Origin of the sequence: Aliiroseovarius crassostreae, from assembly GCF_001307765.1 — a bacterium.
GTDB classification, from domain to species: Bacteria; Pseudomonadota; Alphaproteobacteria; order Rhodobacterales; family Rhodobacteraceae; genus Aliiroseovarius; species Aliiroseovarius crassostreae.
This window is the reverse complement of sequence record NZ_LKBA01000008.1, coordinates 19755-36040: the sequence shown is the minus strand read 5'-3', so window position 1 is coordinate 36040 and position 16286 is coordinate 19755. Positions and strand designations below refer to the sequence as shown.

Below are 16286 nucleotides of genomic sequence, written 5' to 3'. Positions count from 1 at the left end.
CATGTCGCAGAAGGTCGTCAAAGGCGTCAAGCGAGGTCAGAAGGTAAACATCCAGGCGCGTCGTGATGACGTGCGGACCTTCTGGCAGCGCATGGAAGACAGCTGTTCTACAGCCGAGGGAACCTTCAAGGTTTTCGGGACGCTCGGAATAGCCTGTCTGTTGTTCTCATGGGCGCCCTTCATTCCCGAGATCATCTTTGTGGCGGCGCTGGTGGTATTTTTCCGGTGCTATCGGTTGAAGTCGAAGAAGTGGGAGGGAGCCTTCAGGCTGCCTCAAAGGATTAATGGCCTGATGGGTCACAAGGTCATTGATGCTTCGACATCGAAACCGGCTGCGGCAAACATTTTTGCAGGCATGGATCAAGAAACCGGGCAGCAAGTTTGGATGAGCAGCAACGACGTGAACAAGCACGCGCTGATGATCGGGACCACAGGTTCGGGCAAAACCGAGAACATTATGGGGCAAGCCTTTTGCTTGCTTGCATTGGGTTCCGGTGTGCTGCTGGTTGACGGGAAGGCATCGGTAAACACGTTCGACTCTCTTTATAAGATCTCCCGCCTGCTAGGGAGAGACGAGGATCTGTTCGTCACTGACTATCTTACCGGTGGTCGAGATATTCAGGGCCCACAAAAGCACCGCCGAAGCCACGGGTACAATCCGCTTGGGTTTGGCGGATCGGCCCAGATGAGTGAAACAATGGTTTCCCTGATGGACACCGGAGACGGTGCCGATATGTGGGCTGGCCGGGCCATCTCGTTCATGGAAGCAATTATGCCACCATTGGCGTTCCTGGCAGAGCGTGGCCACATCCTGTTGAACCCGTCTTTGCTTGCGGACTATTTCCTGCTGACCAATCTGGAAAACTTAGCCTGGTTCGGCGTGATTGAAGACATGCACGGCCGATTTGTCGATCTGCAGAAAGACCACCCGGAGGACTGGACGGCTCTGACAAAGAGGTTGGTAGCTCTGAGGCGGTATCTGGAAAACATCCCGTCCTATGCGTTGTCGAAGCCTGAGAAAGTCGTGAAGCACATCCGCATGGGCGCAGATGTCTATGCAAACCTTGAGGCGAAATACAGCGATATTCCTGATAAGGAAGATCCGAACGATCAGAGCCGTCAGAAGGTCGAAGAGCAACACGGATACATCACAATGCAGCTCGTTCGTGCGGTGGTAAACTTATCCTTCAACTACGGCTATATCTACAACAATGAGCTTTCCGAGATTTCGTTTGAAGATGTTGTACTCAACCGCCGTAGTCTTGTTGTTCTGCTCCCATCACTGGAAAAATCGCCTGAAAACCTTGAGCAGCTTGGCAAGCTGACAATTCTGTCACTGAAGTCAGCCTTGGGTTCCTTGCTCAATACCGAGTCCGAAGGGTCCAAGCGTGAGATCATTGACGCGAGCCCGTCGAACTCGAAGATACCGTTCGGCGCTGTGCTTGATGAGGTTGGTTATTACATCGTGAAGGGCCTCTCGGTGATCCCGGCGCAGGCGCGTTCATTGGGAGTTGCTGTGTATTTCGGAACTCAGGATATTTCGTCGTTGATGAAAGGCTCGGAGGCCGAAGGAAAGGCCATTCTCGATAACACGGCTGTAAAGTGGTTCGGGCGCTTGGTGTCGTCCGAGGACTCGGATACTGCCCGCGCCGCGATCCAGATCGGGGGCAAGGCACATGTCCAAGTCGCTAACGAGATGGAATACCAGAAGGATGCCTTTGCTTCAGGTCTGAGGGTCCAAAAGGGCTCATCCCTGCAGGAGGTGGCCCAAATTGAATACGATGACCTTGTTGAGCAAGAGAATGGTCAGTTCCACATGGTGACGGGCTCAAAGACGCTCGATCGACACGGCCGAGAGACAGGTGGCGCGCGCATTGTTCGAATGCTCGCATTCTACACGGGCTCGATTCCCAGCGTCGAGGAGTGGCGGAGAAATCCCTTTGTCGGGGTAAAGCCGCTGACACCTGCTGATGGACCTAATATCCGTCAACGTGAAATTGTTCGTACTGAAGCTAGGGCAGGGGTCACACGCACGCTGGCTGAGGTCGGGACAGAGGGTTCTGAAGCATACGAGCTCTTCGAAAAGGTTGAGAACGATATGATCGGCCTGATGCTTCGGAAGATTGCCAAGGGCAAATTGCAGCGTGAGGACATCGCGCAATTCGTCCAGGACACGGTTGAGCAGCGGGAAAAGAATCGCCGTGCCAGTGAGTTCGCGTCCAGAACAGAAATCGTGGGCAAAGTTGCTGATCCGCTTCTTGCAAACCTCGGATCTAATGATGTGCGAGATGCAGCTCGCGACATTTTGGATGACCTTAGCCAAGAGTTGCCGGCCAAACCCGCAGAAGTTGATGCCGTGGCAGAGAACGCCCGTAAGGCGGTGGGGGTTTTGTAAAGGGTAGGGTTGAAAATTAACCTAAGAATGCTTATATGAGTATTGAGACAAAGCGCAATGACATGAAAGGAGGACGCTATGATCGACAAACTGAAGCAAGGCAAAGTAGCTCGCGGTTCGGCAGAGTTCAACGTCCTTCAGGCGTATGCCCAGGCCAAACTCGCGGAGATCTATCCTGAGGGCGGCGTGAAGGGTCTTCTGGCGAAAGCGGGCGCGCATATGGCGCTCTCGAAGCTGAATGCCCGTCTGTCGTTCTATGGTTGGGCCATCGACCGCAAAGGCGATCTTTTCGAAGTTCCCGTGCGTGGTGAACTGCCCACCAAGAAAGAAGGCAAGGCTCGCCCTGCATTTCTGAGCGTCGAAGAGATGGAAGAAATGGTTCGCAGCGCCGCGACCGAAACTGGCTACATCATCGACCCGATGACTGGTCGCCCGGTTTCGAAGCACAACCGCTTCAAATACGGCGCTAGCTGAAGATTTATACAAACACGGAATTGGGCCCCGCTGGGGCCCTTTTTCGTTTCTAAATGGATCAGATAGTGCAGTAGCTGAACGCCCAATAGTGTACAGCACCCGCCATGATGTGCAGCGCGATCCGCGCGACGATGAAGGCAACGTAGATCAGGATCTGAAGCCGATCGTTCGCTCTGAGTTTGGTAGGTATGACCGACAAGAGCATGACGACATCGATCAGGGTGATGATCGGGTTGATGTACACGCCAACCCCACCAATTACGCAGCTGATCGGAGAGATGGGCGCTATTGTAGTCGCCAGGGCGGAAAGAGATCCAAGTCCAAGCTGGATAACGCCCACATAAAACGAGATTCGCACCCGCCGAGGGCGAACTTTGATTTTGTAGTAGAGCATACCGGCAATGGCGGATGTTAGGAGAAGCGCGAGCCAGGTCACCAGTTAGCTTGCCTCACGAGAATTTTGTGAAACGTCACGAGACCGTTCCTTTGACCTCATATGTGCGACCATAAATTACTGGCATATGCGACACTGCTTGCGACATGGACTTTTCCTCTTTCGACAGTGATATTTTCCTTTGATACCTGTGATCTCGCAACCTGTCTTATCGACACCTGTGGAACGTCCTATGAATCTAAGCCCTCTACTCCTTTCGATCGTAATTCTGTCTACGCCAGCTTACTCTCAATCAGCGATCGAGCGGCATGTCTGGCAGGAGGCGGGGTCGTTTGCGCCGATTAGCCGGACGGCCAGTGCTATCACGGGTGAGATTGCGCTGTCGGGTAATCCAGAGTTTGCAACTGAAGGCAGTTCGATGGGCCTGACCTTTGAGAGCGGCGCTGCCGTGGATCTGACTTCCGAGGGTGCATCCTGGCGGACGTGGGATGTTGGCGGGCAGGGCAAGCAGACTGCCGAGGTGTTTCGGCTTTCTGAGAATCCTGGTTCTTTGCAGAATGGGAACATGCTCTGCGGTGGTGGAAATCCAGAACCGCTCTATGTCGTCTTCTATCAGCAAAGCCGTTTTGGCGGCGATCCGACGCTGACAATGGCGGTCTTCCAGTCGGTGGAGCCGCCGTTTGACATCAACAGTCCAGGTCTGTGTGGGACGTTCACCTATGAGATCGGCGCGGTGATCGACGAGACGGCCGTGCCAGCTGAGCCGGTCACATCGATGAACGAAAGCGCTGGAACGGGCGCATGGCGTGTGCGGACGGCCACTAACCCGATCGACGATACCCAGACGATCACACTGTCGCTTGCGGCCGAGACCGGCACTTCGCGTTCCGGAGATCCCGTCACGTTCATCGCCCGGTGCAAATCCAATACGACGGAGGCCTATGTCGTCTGGGGCGACTTTCTCGGTGACGATTCCAACGATGTGTATTCGGAGTGGAAGCGCGTCACCGTCCGGATCGGCGCGGGGCAGGCGAGAGAAGAGCGGTGGGGTGTGTCCACAGACCGCAACGCCACCTTTGCCCCCAGCTGGGCCGGAAACCTCCTGAAGGAACTCCTAGACGAAGACAGGCTTGTTCTTCAGATCATTCCCTATGGTGAGAACCCAAACACCGCGATCTTTGATATATCTGGGCTGCGCGGGGTGCTAGGGGAGTTGGCCGAAACGTGTAACTGGAGCTTCTGAGGATGCTTGATTCGTCGCGCTGGCGTTCTAAGGCTTTTGTCGTGCCACTGTCATCACCCGAGAATATGGCTTGATCCACTTAGCCTTATCTGGGCTCAGCCAACCGATGAGTTCCATGATCTGACTGTATTCTTTGGTGATGTTGCGGTGCATGATCGGCTCATGGTGGAAAATCCGGTTCCGAAACTCACGGACATCATCGCATCTCTTGTAGAGGGCGGCGTAGGTGACTGCCGGTGGCAGATCTGGGAAGGCAGCATTCAGGTTCTGCCAAAACACAGGTTCGTGTCTTGGTAGGAGCATGTTGACCCAAAACCCGAAGTTGAGTTCAGCTGTCATTCCGCCCGAGGTGACAGGACCACGGGTTCTGAGTTTGTCACGGGCTGTCTTTACAATCCGCGTGCCATTCTTCTTGATCTGAAGGAGAAAAGCTGGGTCATCCCACCACGTTTGGCCATACAGGGCGATTAATTGTGTGCAGATGGTATTGCGAAGGCAGACCTCAGAAGCGCTCAGAACCGGGAAAAATGCTTCGCTCAGTTGGATGTTCCATCCATAAAGCGCCAGTGCCCGCTGCTGATCGTGACCAGCCTCTCTAAGGTACTTTGTCAGGCGCTCCTGAGAAATTATATTTACAACCAATGCCTTACTGCTCCGCTCGGTCCTTAATGGGTCTAGACCGTTTTTCTTGACATTCGGGTGGAAATCACCCTATATTCACATCAATCGAAGACAGCTTTAGGTCTTCAACCTCTTAGATGCCCGCGACAGCCTTCATCGGTCCTCGCGGGTTTTCGCTTTTTTGGGCATAGCTATAGCAAATTCGCTGGATATTCTACGGCGGACAAATCAGTGGCTGGTCTTTACGGTTTGTCGCTAGGCGCGACGGCAACTCCGAGTGCGAACATCAGCTTTGAGCCACAACCGTCGCAGGGCCACGAGTTTCCCCGTTCGACATTACGCTCCCAGATATAGGATTCATCGCCGCAATCCGGTTTAGGGCATGTGGCCCGGACCTGTCGTGGCTCAAAGCGCACCTTTTGGTCTTCGATCTCGGTCATTGTGTAACTGGCTGGGCATGACCAGCATTGGACCACGCGCTCGGCCATGCTCTTTGGCAAGCGGCGTCGAATGGTTGACCCGCACTCGCTGCAATCCATAACGCCTCGTGTTGCGAAGGTGGAATTCCAGACCTTGGAGCCCAGAGCGGCGTCAAGGGCGTCGATGATCTTGGAACACCGCTGGCTAAGCCTCGCAAAATCGTGGACTTTGCCTTGCTCGATCTGGGCGAGTGTCGGCGTATGAAGGTATGAGCCGAGGGCGTCATAGTGCTTCTTCAGCGTCCGCAGGTTCAAGACGTGATCTGTGCCGAGGAGCTGCATGGTTTCTGGCGTTTCGCCGAGCGACGGTTCTTCGCCAAAGGACAGCGTTGCGTCAGCATCGGCTTGTGGATCGACTTCCAGCATACGTTCCATGAGCTTCTTGGGTTGCCACGTCTTCATGGCCTCGGGCCCCAGATCTTCAGCAAAGCCTTTGGATCTATCGTAGGTGATGCTTTCCAAGGCCATGCGCAGCTTCAGCGCGGCAAGTAACACGTCGTCGTCTGTGCCGCTCGATAGGAGTGCTTTGGCGGTCTGGCAATGGGTGCGGGCGGTGCTGCGGTAATTCATGATCATTGTTGGTCTATACTTGTGCCATTCATTGCCGCATTACTCCCGCCGCCAGATCAATAAGGAGCCCGCCCATTGAGAATACAATTAAGGTGGCGAGAGTATATCCCAAAATAGTAGGCGCTGCTGCAGGTAAAGATTGACCAAACTGAAAGGCGTCTTCCAGTTTCAAAGACGCCAACATCAACAAAAAACCCGCGAAAGCCCATAATAAGAAGGCCGAGGACAACATAGGAACAAAAATTATCAAGGATGTTAGATTCCAAGCCGCAAACTTGAAGGCAGTTGATCCGACAACGCTCGCGATTGCCAAAATGCCACCACCCTTCAAAACCAAGTCTGCGGCCTCTGATAGGGTTGCAAGTCTAGCGGCACCAACAGTCATCATTCGACACCCTTCTTGAGTTCAAACTCGATTGCTTTTGCCCGGCTCCGGTGGAAAGGCTGGAACGGCGTGATCTTCGCGCCATGCACGCAACTCGGCGTTAACAAAGCCCTCAAGTTCTTCGACCGAAACACCCTCTTTCATCGCTTCTATCATAGCTACCGCGCCGTGATGGTAGCCACGCCGAAAAGCGGCTTCATGCGGGCCATTTGGCGGGTCGGCTTTGAACGGCATAAATTTCTGCATTTGTCTGCACCTTTGTTGGAGCCAGACTCTTCGCTGGAAGTCTGGTTTGTGGCTTTACCAAAGCTGTTATCTTCTTTTGGCTTTTGAAAAAAGGAAGAAACCGTTCCGTTGGTTACGGCGCGAACGCCTCGTTTGCTTGGGGTAGAGCGAAATCAGACGACACCTGATTTTCCTTTATCGACGCTGGAATTTGCCCTCTGACCGGCAGCTGCATGAAGCTGCATGGTTAGGTATCCAAGCATTTCCAGAGCGTGCTCCCGATTGTTTGGGTATCCAGGTAGGTTTGAAAGAAACAGGTCGATTTGTGGGTGGTTTTCACGCCCAGCTTCCATGCTGTTCAATAGGTCATCGTTCGTTTGGGCTAAGTCGATGTCAGTCTCGACCAGCGCTTCGAGCAAGTTGATCGCGCGACCCTGCCACATATCGCCAGTGTCTTCAGCCTTCATCTTGGATAATACGTCTTCGATTGTCATTGTTTACTTCTCCATCCATTGACAGTTTCGTCTAAATATCTAATACTCGGATCAGACTAGGTGGCCAGAAATGACATCGAAATGGGCTTGGAGTGTTGGTAGCACCCAAGCCTTTTTTCTTTTTCAGCCATCATTCTAGCCAAACCCCGTTCCCCTTGTTGTCTACAATCGCTGACCAAGGAACTACTGTGTGATCGTCAGGAATGATCGCATGAGCAATATGGGCATAAGTGTTCAAAACCTGTTCTACCGTTGTGCCCAACGTGCCGGTAATCTCTATAAGATCACCGTCTGGATGATCTGACGCTTGCGATGATTGATCTGCAAGCCGCGCCGGGCCGGAATCAGTGATGATGAGTATATTCTCAAAATCTGTTCGTGAGCCTATGTCAGCGAGCAACGCTTCACTGCGTTCCCACTCAGGGCTTTCGAAAAATTCTCGCGATGCTTTTTCTAACCAACTCTCTGAGTCTTTCATGACCGCACTTTCAATAAGGAAAAAACCTGTCGCAAAGGAACGATCAGGTGTCATTTATCACATTTTTTCCAAACTCCTCACGCAACCATTCTAAGACGGGGGGACGATCCTCGAACATCTTACGATTGGTAGCTTGCCATGCTTTGTACCGAAACACGAAACCACGCATGATCAGCAGTAGGGCAAAAACAGCACCGCCGAACAATGTAAGGAAACTGCCGTTGAGGAACGCCATGACGGTGAAGACTATGAACAACGCCATCCCAGATATGAAGAAAATGCGTTCACCGGATCTTAGGCCGTCAATCTGTGCGGCCGCACGGTCAATCAAGTGGTCGATAGGTTGGCTGGTATTGCACTTTTGGCAGACAAGGCTCCTCACGGCCTGTGCGTCGCCCTCTTCACCGTCGATCACGTCAAGGATGGTGAGCGTTCCTCCGCAGCCCTCTATGGGGCACCGAGATCCCGATCGCGAGAAAGCTTCCCTTGCCCATGTGGCTGAGCTTTTTGTTGTGTCGCCCAGGCCAGAAACACGGGGCAGGCGAGGTTTGAACAGCGAGAACTTCCTTTTTGTCATAGCTCGATAAACTCCAACCATTCATGAATTGCATCGCGTGGGTCTGGCTCGCAGATCCGCTCGAAGTCCAACCGCTCTTGCAGTAGGGTTTCGGCTCCGTCTGCAAGCGAGATCTGTTCGTACAGAAAGTGGTCAGGCTTCGCAGTGATCCTGTGAAGGATTCGCCCTTCGGTCACTTCGCAGGTCGCGGAGCGAACTCCGTCGAACGTGTCGATTGAAATTCGTGCTTCAGCACCGGTTTCAGTTTCGATCGAGGTTTGACCATCCTCAAGGTGCGTCAAAGCTACCAAGAAGCTTGGTGCGTCTGCCAATTCCAGGCCCCGTCGAAGCTGTTCAGCATCATAGCTCATGGGCTTCTTCCTCGTGGTTGAGTTATCAATTCCTTATGTTATAAATTGTTTTAGACATTAACTCTAGAGGTGTGAAGATGTTTCCTAAGATGGCGCGCATTGGCCTTATTGCTCTTCTGCCGATCATGGTAGCTACGAAGGGCGCAACGGAGAGCTGCTTGGCGGTTCCGGTGATGTCCGAAGCTGGCGAGCGGATCATGTCGCCCTATGGGGTCGATCGTAGCTCGCGGCCTGGTGCATCTTCGGGATATCATCAGGGCTTGGACATCGTGAACTCGGCCGGTCGGGGAGACCCGATTTTTGCCGGGATACACGGCACAGTATTCGTCGCGAAGGATGGCAGTGGCGGTAAGAAAGTTGGTATCACCAGTACCGACGGTACGCAGCGTTTTGTCTTCTTCCATTTGGATTCCTACAGCGTTCGTGTTGGTGACACCGTAACACCTGACACCCAAATAGGAATTCAAGGATCTACTGGCGTCAGTTACAGCGCCGTTCACCTTCACCTCTCTTCGCTGCTGCGCGGTGATGTGCTTCGAGCGCACGGAAATACCGGGCGTGTCTGGCGGACTTCTCATGGTTGGGTCGGCACGAAGGGCACTTCGCCCCTGTCGGCATCGCAAATCGAGGGAGCGCTCCCCAACGACTACTATTTCGTGAATCCGGAAACCTACCTGCACCATCGCATTCAGTTCAACGTGCCGGCTGCCTATCAGGCGCAGGGCGTCATCCGGCCAGACAACTTGACTTTGGAGCCTACCTGCACGCCCAGCACCGAGTTCTTTGATATGGCCGCTGCCCGCAGCTCGAACGGTGGCGTTTCGTCCGCCGATGGCATTCAGTCCGAATTCGCGCGCCAGGGTGCCGACGAGGCTGTTGCTGCGGCCGTTCAAGAACGGAAGGAGGCGATTATCAATGTCGCACAGGCGGCGGTTGGTGACCTGGTTAGCCGGTCGAACGATGGGGTGGGTGCTTCACACCGAGCCCTTGGCTGGGCTGGTCTTGTGGCGGGTATGACAGAATGATCCAATGTCTGTTCATAGCTGCCTGCCTAGAAGATATGGTTCATGAGGCCCAGGCTGAAGAGTTTGTTCTTGCGGCAGAACAGCAAGTCGAGGTCTATCTGGCAGAGGAGCCGAAGCCGGATCTTCTTGATGCTCTTGTCGCGTTGGCGGAGCGCGACCTGGTTGTTTCAATCCTGGTCTCACCCGATGTCCCGGCCTCTGAAGAAATCGTTGCGCAGCTGCAGGCCAACTTTCGTTTGGATGCGGGGGAAGCCCCGACAATTTGCGAGCTGATCGAACCCGCTGGTCCGAAGAGCATCGTTGTTATTGACCACATTTCATATCGCGAAGACTTCTCCGCTGACCGCGCCATGGCGATGACCTTGGAGCCCAACGGTGATTGGGAAATTGTTCGCCCACCGATCTCGGAAGAGCTCGCGAAACAAACGGAGGCCCTGAGTGGAACGTGTCGTATATAAACTAGCTGCCTTTGTCGTTGCTCTGTCTGTATCACCTGGTTGGGCTCAGGAAGCGCAGCCGACCGATAGTGGCGGGACTGTTTTGCAAGAACAGCTCTCGATCACTGATGGACAAGCTGAGCTGGAAGGCACACGCGAGTATGTCGCGCCGGAATCATCACCATTCGCGGATGCAAGGTTTGAATCTTTAGAACTGCGTGTGCAGCGGCTTGAAGAAGCTCTGGGTATCGCAGTTGAACGGCTGCAGACCGAGAAGGAGCGACGACAGCGACTTGAGGATCTCCTCAAGGACGCGGGAGTGATCAGATAATGGATATCCAAGACGTAATAACGGGCCTCGGCGAAGGGATCTTCCCGAACATCATCCAGTTTGTCTGGGTGTTGTTGGCCTTGGCGGGTGTGGTTGTGATCGGGTTCGGTCTCAAGAATATGTACGAGATAGCCAGCGAAGGCGGGCCGCAGCCAGGCGGACCAACTCAAACCGGCAGCATGGTCCAATTGCTTATTGGCGGGCTGATGGTCGTTCCGTCTGTCACGCTTTGGCACGCGGCCAATCTATTTCTCGATGGTGGGGACTCGACGGCCGGGGACTTGCTGACATACGTGTCGGGAGGTGGAGCGCTGACCGGATGTGACAACTTTGCGCGAGCGATTCAATTGGGTTTCATGGCATTCGGCGCGATCGCTATCTATCGCGGATTCTTGCTCTGGAATGACGGAGCAACCGGGTTTCACCGAGAAGGATATCGCACGGGGACGATGTTTTTGATCGGTGGTATCGGGTGTTTCTTCATCGACGATCTGATTGATGTGGTCGGCAACGAATTTGGATTCGATGTTGGTTTTGACGCCATCTGCACTGCATTGGGGGCTTAGAGATGAAGTGTTCACTTTGGGTTTTTGCTGTTGCGGCTAGCATCGCACAACCGGCGCTAGCCGGTACGGGCGAGGAACGATTGGTTCGAGATCTCGCGAACAACATGATTAGGATTGCTCAATCTGGGACCAGCTCATCGGAAACGTCTGCTCTTGCTGACCTTCTCCGCGAACGCATGGATATTGACGCAGTGACTGAAGCGGTTTTCGGCGCTCACTATGAGGCGATGAGCTCTCAGCAGGTTAACGCGGCCGAGGAAAGCTTGATCAGCTCGACGGCCGTCGTATTGGGGGCAGCATTGGAAGGAACCGAGACCATCGAGGTTACAGGTTCTGAAAGCATTGGAGACGGGGAGGTTTCGGTCTCTTCCGTCTTGAAAGCGCCCGTGGACGGACTGCGAGACGGTATCGACGTTACCTGGACGGTCGTTCGAGACCTTGGGATTTCGAAGATCTCTGATGTGAACGTCGCAGGGCGAAGCGCGATCGAGGTTCAAGCGTATCACGTCAATCAGTTGTTCGAGATCAGCCAGGGTAATCTACAGGCGGTCTTGGCTGGAATGGGTGAGTTTGAAAAGTAACTAATAGATTTAACTATTTACCTTAGCGGGCCATGCGGGCTATTCTTTCGAGAAGCATCGAGAGGAATAGACATGGCCCCATCTTCTATTGTCATCGCCGAGAAACCGTCTCAGGCGAGAATGTACTCCAAGCATATCGGGACATCATTTGGCCAGGTCTTCGCGGCACGAGGTCACTTGTTTGAGTTGCTGGACCCGGAAAAGCTCAATCCAGAATGGGCGCAGTGGTCCGCCGCGCTGCTTCGTCCTGCAAAAGGCTGGTATCCGTCAGAGCTCAAGGATGAGGCCGACATACGGAAGCGGTACAAGGATATCAAAGAGGGCGCGAAACGAGCCACCAGGATCTACCTTGCAACCGACCCTGACAGAGAAGGTGAGGGGATTGCACAGGACATCCTCAACCAGCTTAAGAACGACATCAACTTCTCAGGGGAGGTCGTTCGTGTCTTGCCGTTGGGGGAAGACGCTAAGTCTGTTCGGTCAGCTTTTGAAAACGCGCGGCCGATCGAGGAGTTCAAGCAGCTATACAACGCCTATAAGGCACGAGCGCAGAGCGATCATATTTTCAATCTATCATTGACCCGCGCTGCGACGACTTTGCTTTCGAGCGGGGGTGTCGTCAGCATCGGCCGTGTTGTCACGCCGACTTTGGGGATCGTGTGTTCGCGAGAGGTCGCGATCACAGAGTTCAAGCCAGTAGACTACTTTGTCCCTGCGGTGACCGTTGAGGGGGAGGCTGGGCGAACTGCCCTCCGTATGCCCTCTGGTGAAGACGATAGGATCTTGGATAGATCGAATGCGGAAGCGCTTGCAGCAGCAGCATCGGGGTATTCAGGCCCTATCAGTGTCACGACAAAGGGCAAGAGCCAGAAGCCACCCCGGTTGTTCTCGATGTCCACGCTGCAGGTTGAAGCATCTCGCAGATGGAAGTGGGGTGCCAACAAGGTCGCGGATGTTCTGCAGGCGCTCTACTCAAATTATCAGGTAACGACATATCCCAGATCCTCAGAAGTCAGCCTGCCAGAGGCGGAAATTGAGAACGTGCCGCAGATGATGGAGGGCATTCAGGGGATCTTCGGCACGGTTGGCTATGATCCAGTGATCCGGAAGGTGAAGGGATACTTCAGCGACAAAGACTTGAAGGGGGCAAGCCACTTCGCTGTGGTTCCAAACATCAACACAGTGGACAAGTGGAAGTCTTGCTATGAACGCATGTCCGGAGATGAGAAGAAGCTATTTGAGCTGATCGCCCGTCGTTATCTTGCGGCGATGGGCCCGGATCGGGAATATGACAGCACGACCCTTTCAATTACTATAAATGAAGCGACTTTCAGGGCGTCAGGCTCGGTAGAAACTAAACCTGGTTGGAAAGAGGCATGGGGCGCAGCGGCGAGCTCTGCGTCTGACGACGATGGGGAAGAGGAGGGCGCACTGCCGCCTTTCAAGGATGGCGATCCTGTGCGGGTTGTTGAGACGGTTGTTGAGGACAAGAAAACCACACCACCGAAGCGACTGGCCGAAGGTACTCTGATCGAGCTTATGATCCAGTCCTGGAAATTGGTGGATGATGAGGTTGAGGCTCAGCGGCTAAAGGAAGCCAAGGGCATTGGCACCGAAGCCACCAGGAACGGGATCGTGCAGAATTTGCTTAACCGCGGATTCATCAAAACTGAGGGCGGGAAGCTGTTCGCGACCGACACCGGCCTGAAGCTTTATCGCGTCCTGCAGCAGAACGCTCCAAACCTTTTGGACGTGGCTCAAACTGCAAGGATGGAGATGTTGTTGGACCAAGTGCAGAAGGGTGAGGTCAGAGCAACAGACACCGTTGAGCAGATTATCGGCCAAGCGGAGACAGCGATTGAAGGCATAAAGCGCGCGGCCGCGAATGGCCCGCAATTGAATATGCAGGCAGCGCGGCGACCCACGGCCAATATGCTGAAGGCAGCGCGCGCCAAAGCCAAACGGCAAGGTAAGAAGTTGCCCAAGGGCGTATCAGCCAGTTTCCAGGCTTGTTCGGAGTATTTGGGGCCGATGCCCAAAGCCAACGCTGACGGGTCATACCCGCCATCCGAAGGTCAGGTAGCTTTCGCAAACAAGATAGCGGCTGCCGCTGACACCGAAGTTCCAGAGCAGGCCCTGCAGAACAGAGATGTCATGAAGTCCTGGATCGATGCTAACAAGAATGCGCTGCCGAAAAAAGGCGGAGGCGGAACGGGTAAGCCCTCTCCTAAACAGATTTCGTTTGCTCAGAAAATCGCGAAGAAAAAAGGGCTGACCGTACCAGCTGAATGCCTGGCCGAAATGGGCAAGATCTCGAAGTGGATTGACGCTAACAAGTAGCGTCAAGCCGCTTCGGCACAGAATACCGCACCACGAGAAAACTCGCTGCAGTATTCGTACCCGGCACTCAAAATGTCCCGAGCGAGTTCTTTGCTCAACGGTCCCAGCACGACGATCATGCGTGTTGGCCTGTCGCTGATTGCATCAAGATGCTTCTGCGAGATCGGCCGGCGCGAATTGAGGAGCAGGACATCGCCGAGCGCGAGATCTTCCGGCTTCAAGTCATCAACAACGACCGTGTTGCACACCCGGTTCATCGCGATGGTCTGTTCGGCGAAAGTTCGCCGCTTCGCCTCGGTATCGGTACATACGATGCGTCTAGCAACCTGGGAGAGGTATGCGGCGCGGCGTCCAACGTCACAACCGATTTCAATCACGTCTTGGCTGCGAAGGATCGAGGTCAGCCACGATTCCGCGCTAACCTCTTCGCTTACAGTTAATTCTTGCCCGATAATCGGGTCTTTGGTCACCGCCTCCGGAACCTTGATTTTGTCGCTCAAAACAAGGGTCTCAGGGTCTGGCAGAGTTCTGATGGCAGTATTCAACTCGGAGTCCCTCTCTGTTGGCTGGCCATTTTCATGTCAAAATTGCCGAATTCAAAGTCATGCTGGCACTCTAACGGCTAGCACGCTCCAGTTGAACTTACATTTGTCGCAATTGCACGATAGGATACGAAGACTAGCGAAGAGATGCGAAGAGTAGGCGCGTAACCGGTTGATCAAGAATGGTAAAATTTTCGTCGCACCGCAGCATGACGGTGGCGATTTTAAGGCTGTGTTCAAACGATTGGCGACGGCCGGAGCAGGGCGGCCGGTAGACAAGGATGGGTTCGCGGAAGGGCCTTGGACCCCTGACCTACTCGCAGATGCGATTTCAAGGCTGGATGGCAATGAGAAAGGGGTTGATCTCCGGACTGTTCAGCTTTGGTTCCAGGACAATGAGAAGGGGCCGAACCCAGACAACATTCGCTGGTTGGCGAGGGTGTTTGGGTGTGATGACCAGGTGGCGACGAGTGGTTGGCAATCTGTACTGAGCGCAGCACAGTCAGAGTTGATCGCAAAGCGGAGAGCGAAACGCAGGCAGTCAGGCAATGGATCGGCGGCGACTGCAGATCCGGCACCTCCAGTTCCGGCCGACGATAGAACTGATCCAGCTGTTGAGCAGCCTATAGCATCAATCACAAAGCGCAGGCGCAGTTTGGCGATGCGGTCAGAAGCAATTTTTAGCCGTGGTTCACCTTTGGATTTGCCTTCGACCGTTTTTGCCGGGGCCGTGGCGCTAGGCTTCTTGTCGTATCTTGCGGGGATACACAACGTGCTCTACGAGCGTGTGGACGGTCTGATAAAGCAGGTCGGCTTCATATGGGCTCCGAACTGGACCTTCCTTTTCATGGCCTTCCTGCCGCTGTTCTTTGCCTTCGTGGTAGATTTGGTTGTGTTCTGGAAAAATGAGGGGCGCCCAAAGTTCTTTCCCGAACGAGATCGCGCGATAAGCAGAATGGAGTGGGAGCGCCAGGTCGAAACGTCGTCCTACACCTATTGGGCGGTCTTCTTAATCTGCCTGGCTTTCGCGGGCCTCTTTCAGTGGATCGGTGTTCGGCTGATTCCGTTATTAAGGGGAGGTGGTGACTACGCCATTGATTGGGGTTCCCTCGCGATCGTGCGCCCAGAAGTGATTTCGGTGCCGGAGGCGATTGGATTCACTGGTTTCGCATATCTGTATATGTGCCTGTGTTTTTACCTGTTCTTCGTTGGGCTCATATTGCTCTACACGGTTGCTTTTGATCTTTGGCAGGTCGGCGAGGACTCGAAGCTTCGTCCTGACTTGGATTTCAGCCAGGACTTCAACGAAATGGGCCTTCGCGTGATGCGCGGGATCTTTCGGTGTACTATTTGCGGGGTTTTGGTCGCGGTCTGCATGAAGCTGCAGAGCTTCTACCTTTCGTCCAGCGGAACAAGTATTGTCGGCTGGTTACTAAATGACATGACATTTGCCGTTTATGGGCACCACGAGCTGAGCGCTGAATTCAACTACAGTATGCCGACGCACTACACGAGTCTTCTCGTCGCGCTAGCGACTTGTGCGCCCTTTCTGTATGGCTCGATACGGCTGGGCGTTGGGAGCCGGTTTCAGGTGCCGTTGGGCATCATGGCGGCAGTGATTGTATTGCTCGTTGTCAGCTATCTGATGATCGGTGCGTTTCCGGGTTTTGCGATCCTGTTGAGCGTAGGTGTGCTGGTTTCGATATACGGCTTGTTTGATCCGGGTTTTGGGTCCAGACGGTCGAGTCATTTGGGGGGCAATAAGAGTGTATCATAGTT

The 16286-nt window shown here is 54.0% G+C and carries 20 protein-coding genes; 10 read left to right on the top strand and 10 right to left on the bottom strand.

What is annotated here, in order from left to right:
• Nucleotide 1 precedes the first annotated feature (1 nt).
• Together AKJ29_RS10955 and AKJ29_RS10950 are read left to right on the top strand one after the other, a co-directional pair.
• Entirely contained in the window at nucleotides 2-2395 is a 2394-nt protein-coding gene (locus tag AKJ29_RS10955) for a TraM recognition domain-containing protein (protein WP_040175960.1), read from the top strand.
• A 78-nt stretch (nucleotides 2396-2473) separates the two neighbouring features.
• Entirely contained in the window at nucleotides 2474-2869 is a 396-nt protein-coding gene (locus AKJ29_RS10950) for a hypothetical protein (protein WP_040175961.1), read from the top strand.
• A 58-nt stretch (nucleotides 2870-2927) separates the two neighbouring features.
• On the opposite strand, the gene AKJ29_RS10945 is transcribed toward AKJ29_RS10950, so the two are convergent.
• On the bottom strand, nucleotides 2928-3305 hold the full coding sequence (locus AKJ29_RS10945; protein ID WP_040175962.1) for a hypothetical protein: 378 nt from the start codon (nucleotides 3303-3305) through the stop codon (nucleotides 2928-2930).
• 190 nt (nucleotides 3306-3495) lie between these two features.
• On the opposite strand from AKJ29_RS10945, the gene AKJ29_RS10940 reads away from it, so the two are divergent.
• Nucleotides 3496-4506: a type VI secretion system-associated protein TagO gene (locus tag AKJ29_RS10940; protein ID WP_082035114.1), complete on the top strand. Its 1011-nt coding sequence runs from the start codon at nucleotides 3496-3498 to the stop codon at nucleotides 4504-4506.
• A gap of 27 nt (nucleotides 4507-4533) precedes the next feature.
• Here the strand turns inward: AKJ29_RS10940 and AKJ29_RS10935 are convergent, their stop codons facing one another.
• The 8 genes from AKJ29_RS10935 to AKJ29_RS10900 all read right to left on the bottom strand — a co-directional run bounded on the left by AKJ29_RS10935 (nucleotide 4534) and on the right by AKJ29_RS10900 (nucleotide 8685).
• Nucleotides 4534-5148 carry a hypothetical protein gene (locus tag AKJ29_RS10935; protein ID WP_235477455.1) on the bottom strand — a complete coding sequence of 205 codons (615 nt, stop codon included), beginning with the start codon at nucleotides 5146-5148 and terminating at the stop codon, nucleotides 4534-4536.
• 221 nt (nucleotides 5149-5369) lie between these two features.
• A complete protein-coding gene (locus AKJ29_RS10930; RefSeq protein WP_074963843.1) occupies nucleotides 5370-6176 on the bottom strand; it encodes a hypothetical protein in 807 nt (268 codons plus the stop codon).
• 28 nt (nucleotides 6177-6204) lie between these two features.
• Nucleotides 6205-6564 (bottom strand): hypothetical protein, encoded by a 360-nt coding sequence (locus tag AKJ29_RS10925; RefSeq protein ID WP_055190826.1) that lies wholly within the window; start codon nucleotides 6562-6564, stop codon nucleotides 6205-6207.
• 18 nt (nucleotides 6565-6582) lie between these two features.
• Entirely contained in the window at nucleotides 6583-6807 is a 225-nt protein-coding gene (locus tag AKJ29_RS10920; RefSeq protein ID WP_139231524.1) for a hypothetical protein, read from the bottom strand.
• Nucleotides 6808-6959: 152 nt separating this feature from the next.
• On the bottom strand, nucleotides 6960-7280 hold the full coding sequence (locus AKJ29_RS10915) for a hypothetical protein (RefSeq protein WP_055190822.1): 321 nt from the start codon (nucleotides 7278-7280) through the stop codon (nucleotides 6960-6962).
• Between the two features lie 130 nt (nucleotides 7281-7410).
• Nucleotides 7411-7812 carry a hypothetical protein gene (locus AKJ29_RS10910; protein ID WP_055190820.1) on the bottom strand — a complete coding sequence of 134 codons (402 nt, stop codon included), beginning with the start codon at nucleotides 7810-7812 and terminating at the stop codon, nucleotides 7411-7413.
• Complete coding sequence (locus AKJ29_RS10905; RefSeq protein ID WP_055190819.1) at nucleotides 7802-8335, bottom strand: hypothetical protein; 534 nt, start codon at nucleotides 8333-8335, stop codon at nucleotides 7802-7804. The genes AKJ29_RS10910 and AKJ29_RS10905 overlap by 11 nt, the downstream gene beginning before the upstream one ends.
• On the bottom strand, nucleotides 8332-8685 hold the full coding sequence (locus tag AKJ29_RS10900) for a hypothetical protein (RefSeq protein WP_040175327.1): 354 nt from the start codon (nucleotides 8683-8685) through the stop codon (nucleotides 8332-8334). The genes AKJ29_RS10905 and AKJ29_RS10900 overlap by 4 nt, the downstream gene beginning before the upstream one ends.
• A 77-nt stretch (nucleotides 8686-8762) precedes the next feature.
• Here AKJ29_RS10900 and AKJ29_RS10895 point away from each other — a divergent pair, with 77 nt between their 5' ends.
• The 6 genes from AKJ29_RS10895 (at nucleotide 8763) to AKJ29_RS10870 (ending at nucleotide 13965) form a co-directional block, all read left to right on the top strand.
• Nucleotides 8763-9710 carry a M23 family metallopeptidase gene (locus AKJ29_RS10895; RefSeq protein WP_082392577.1) on the top strand — a complete coding sequence of 316 codons (948 nt, stop codon included), beginning with the start codon at nucleotides 8763-8765 and terminating at the stop codon, nucleotides 9708-9710.
• Nucleotides 9707-10168, top strand: coding sequence for a hypothetical protein (locus AKJ29_RS10890; protein ID WP_040175329.1), 462 nt, complete (start codon nucleotides 9707-9709; stop codon nucleotides 10166-10168). Before AKJ29_RS10895 ends, AKJ29_RS10890 begins: the two co-directional genes overlap by 4 nt.
• Nucleotides 10149-10478 (top strand): hypothetical protein, encoded by a 330-nt coding sequence (locus tag AKJ29_RS10885; RefSeq protein ID WP_055190815.1) that lies wholly within the window; start codon nucleotides 10149-10151, stop codon nucleotides 10476-10478. The genes AKJ29_RS10890 and AKJ29_RS10885 overlap by 20 nt, the downstream gene beginning before the upstream one ends.
• Nucleotides 10478-11044 carry a hypothetical protein gene (locus AKJ29_RS10880; RefSeq protein ID WP_040175332.1) on the top strand — a complete coding sequence of 189 codons (567 nt, stop codon included), beginning with the start codon at nucleotides 10478-10480 and terminating at the stop codon, nucleotides 11042-11044. The genes AKJ29_RS10885 and AKJ29_RS10880 overlap by 1 nt, the downstream gene beginning before the upstream one ends.
• A gap of 2 nt (nucleotides 11045-11046) precedes the next feature.
• Nucleotides 11047-11625, top strand: coding sequence for an ABC transporter substrate-binding protein (locus tag AKJ29_RS10875; protein WP_055190813.1), 579 nt, complete (start codon nucleotides 11047-11049; stop codon nucleotides 11623-11625).
• Nucleotides 11626-11697: 72 nt separating this feature from the next.
• Complete coding sequence (locus AKJ29_RS10870; RefSeq protein WP_055190811.1) at nucleotides 11698-13965, top strand: type IA DNA topoisomerase; 2268 nt, start codon at nucleotides 11698-11700, stop codon at nucleotides 13963-13965.
• Nucleotides 13966-13967: 2 nt separating this feature from the next.
• Here the strand turns inward: AKJ29_RS10870 and AKJ29_RS10865 are convergent, their stop codons facing one another.
• Nucleotides 13968-14465 (bottom strand): hypothetical protein, encoded by a 498-nt coding sequence (locus AKJ29_RS10865; protein WP_152972446.1) that lies wholly within the window; start codon nucleotides 14463-14465, stop codon nucleotides 13968-13970.
• A 214-nt stretch (nucleotides 14466-14679) separates the two neighbouring features.
• Between AKJ29_RS10865 and AKJ29_RS10860 the strand changes: the two genes are divergently transcribed.
• Nucleotides 14680-16284 (top strand): RcgA family putative transporter, encoded by a 1605-nt coding sequence (locus AKJ29_RS10860; RefSeq protein ID WP_055190807.1) that lies wholly within the window; start codon nucleotides 14680-14682, stop codon nucleotides 16282-16284.
• The last annotated feature ends 2 nt before the right edge of the window (nucleotides 16285-16286 follow it).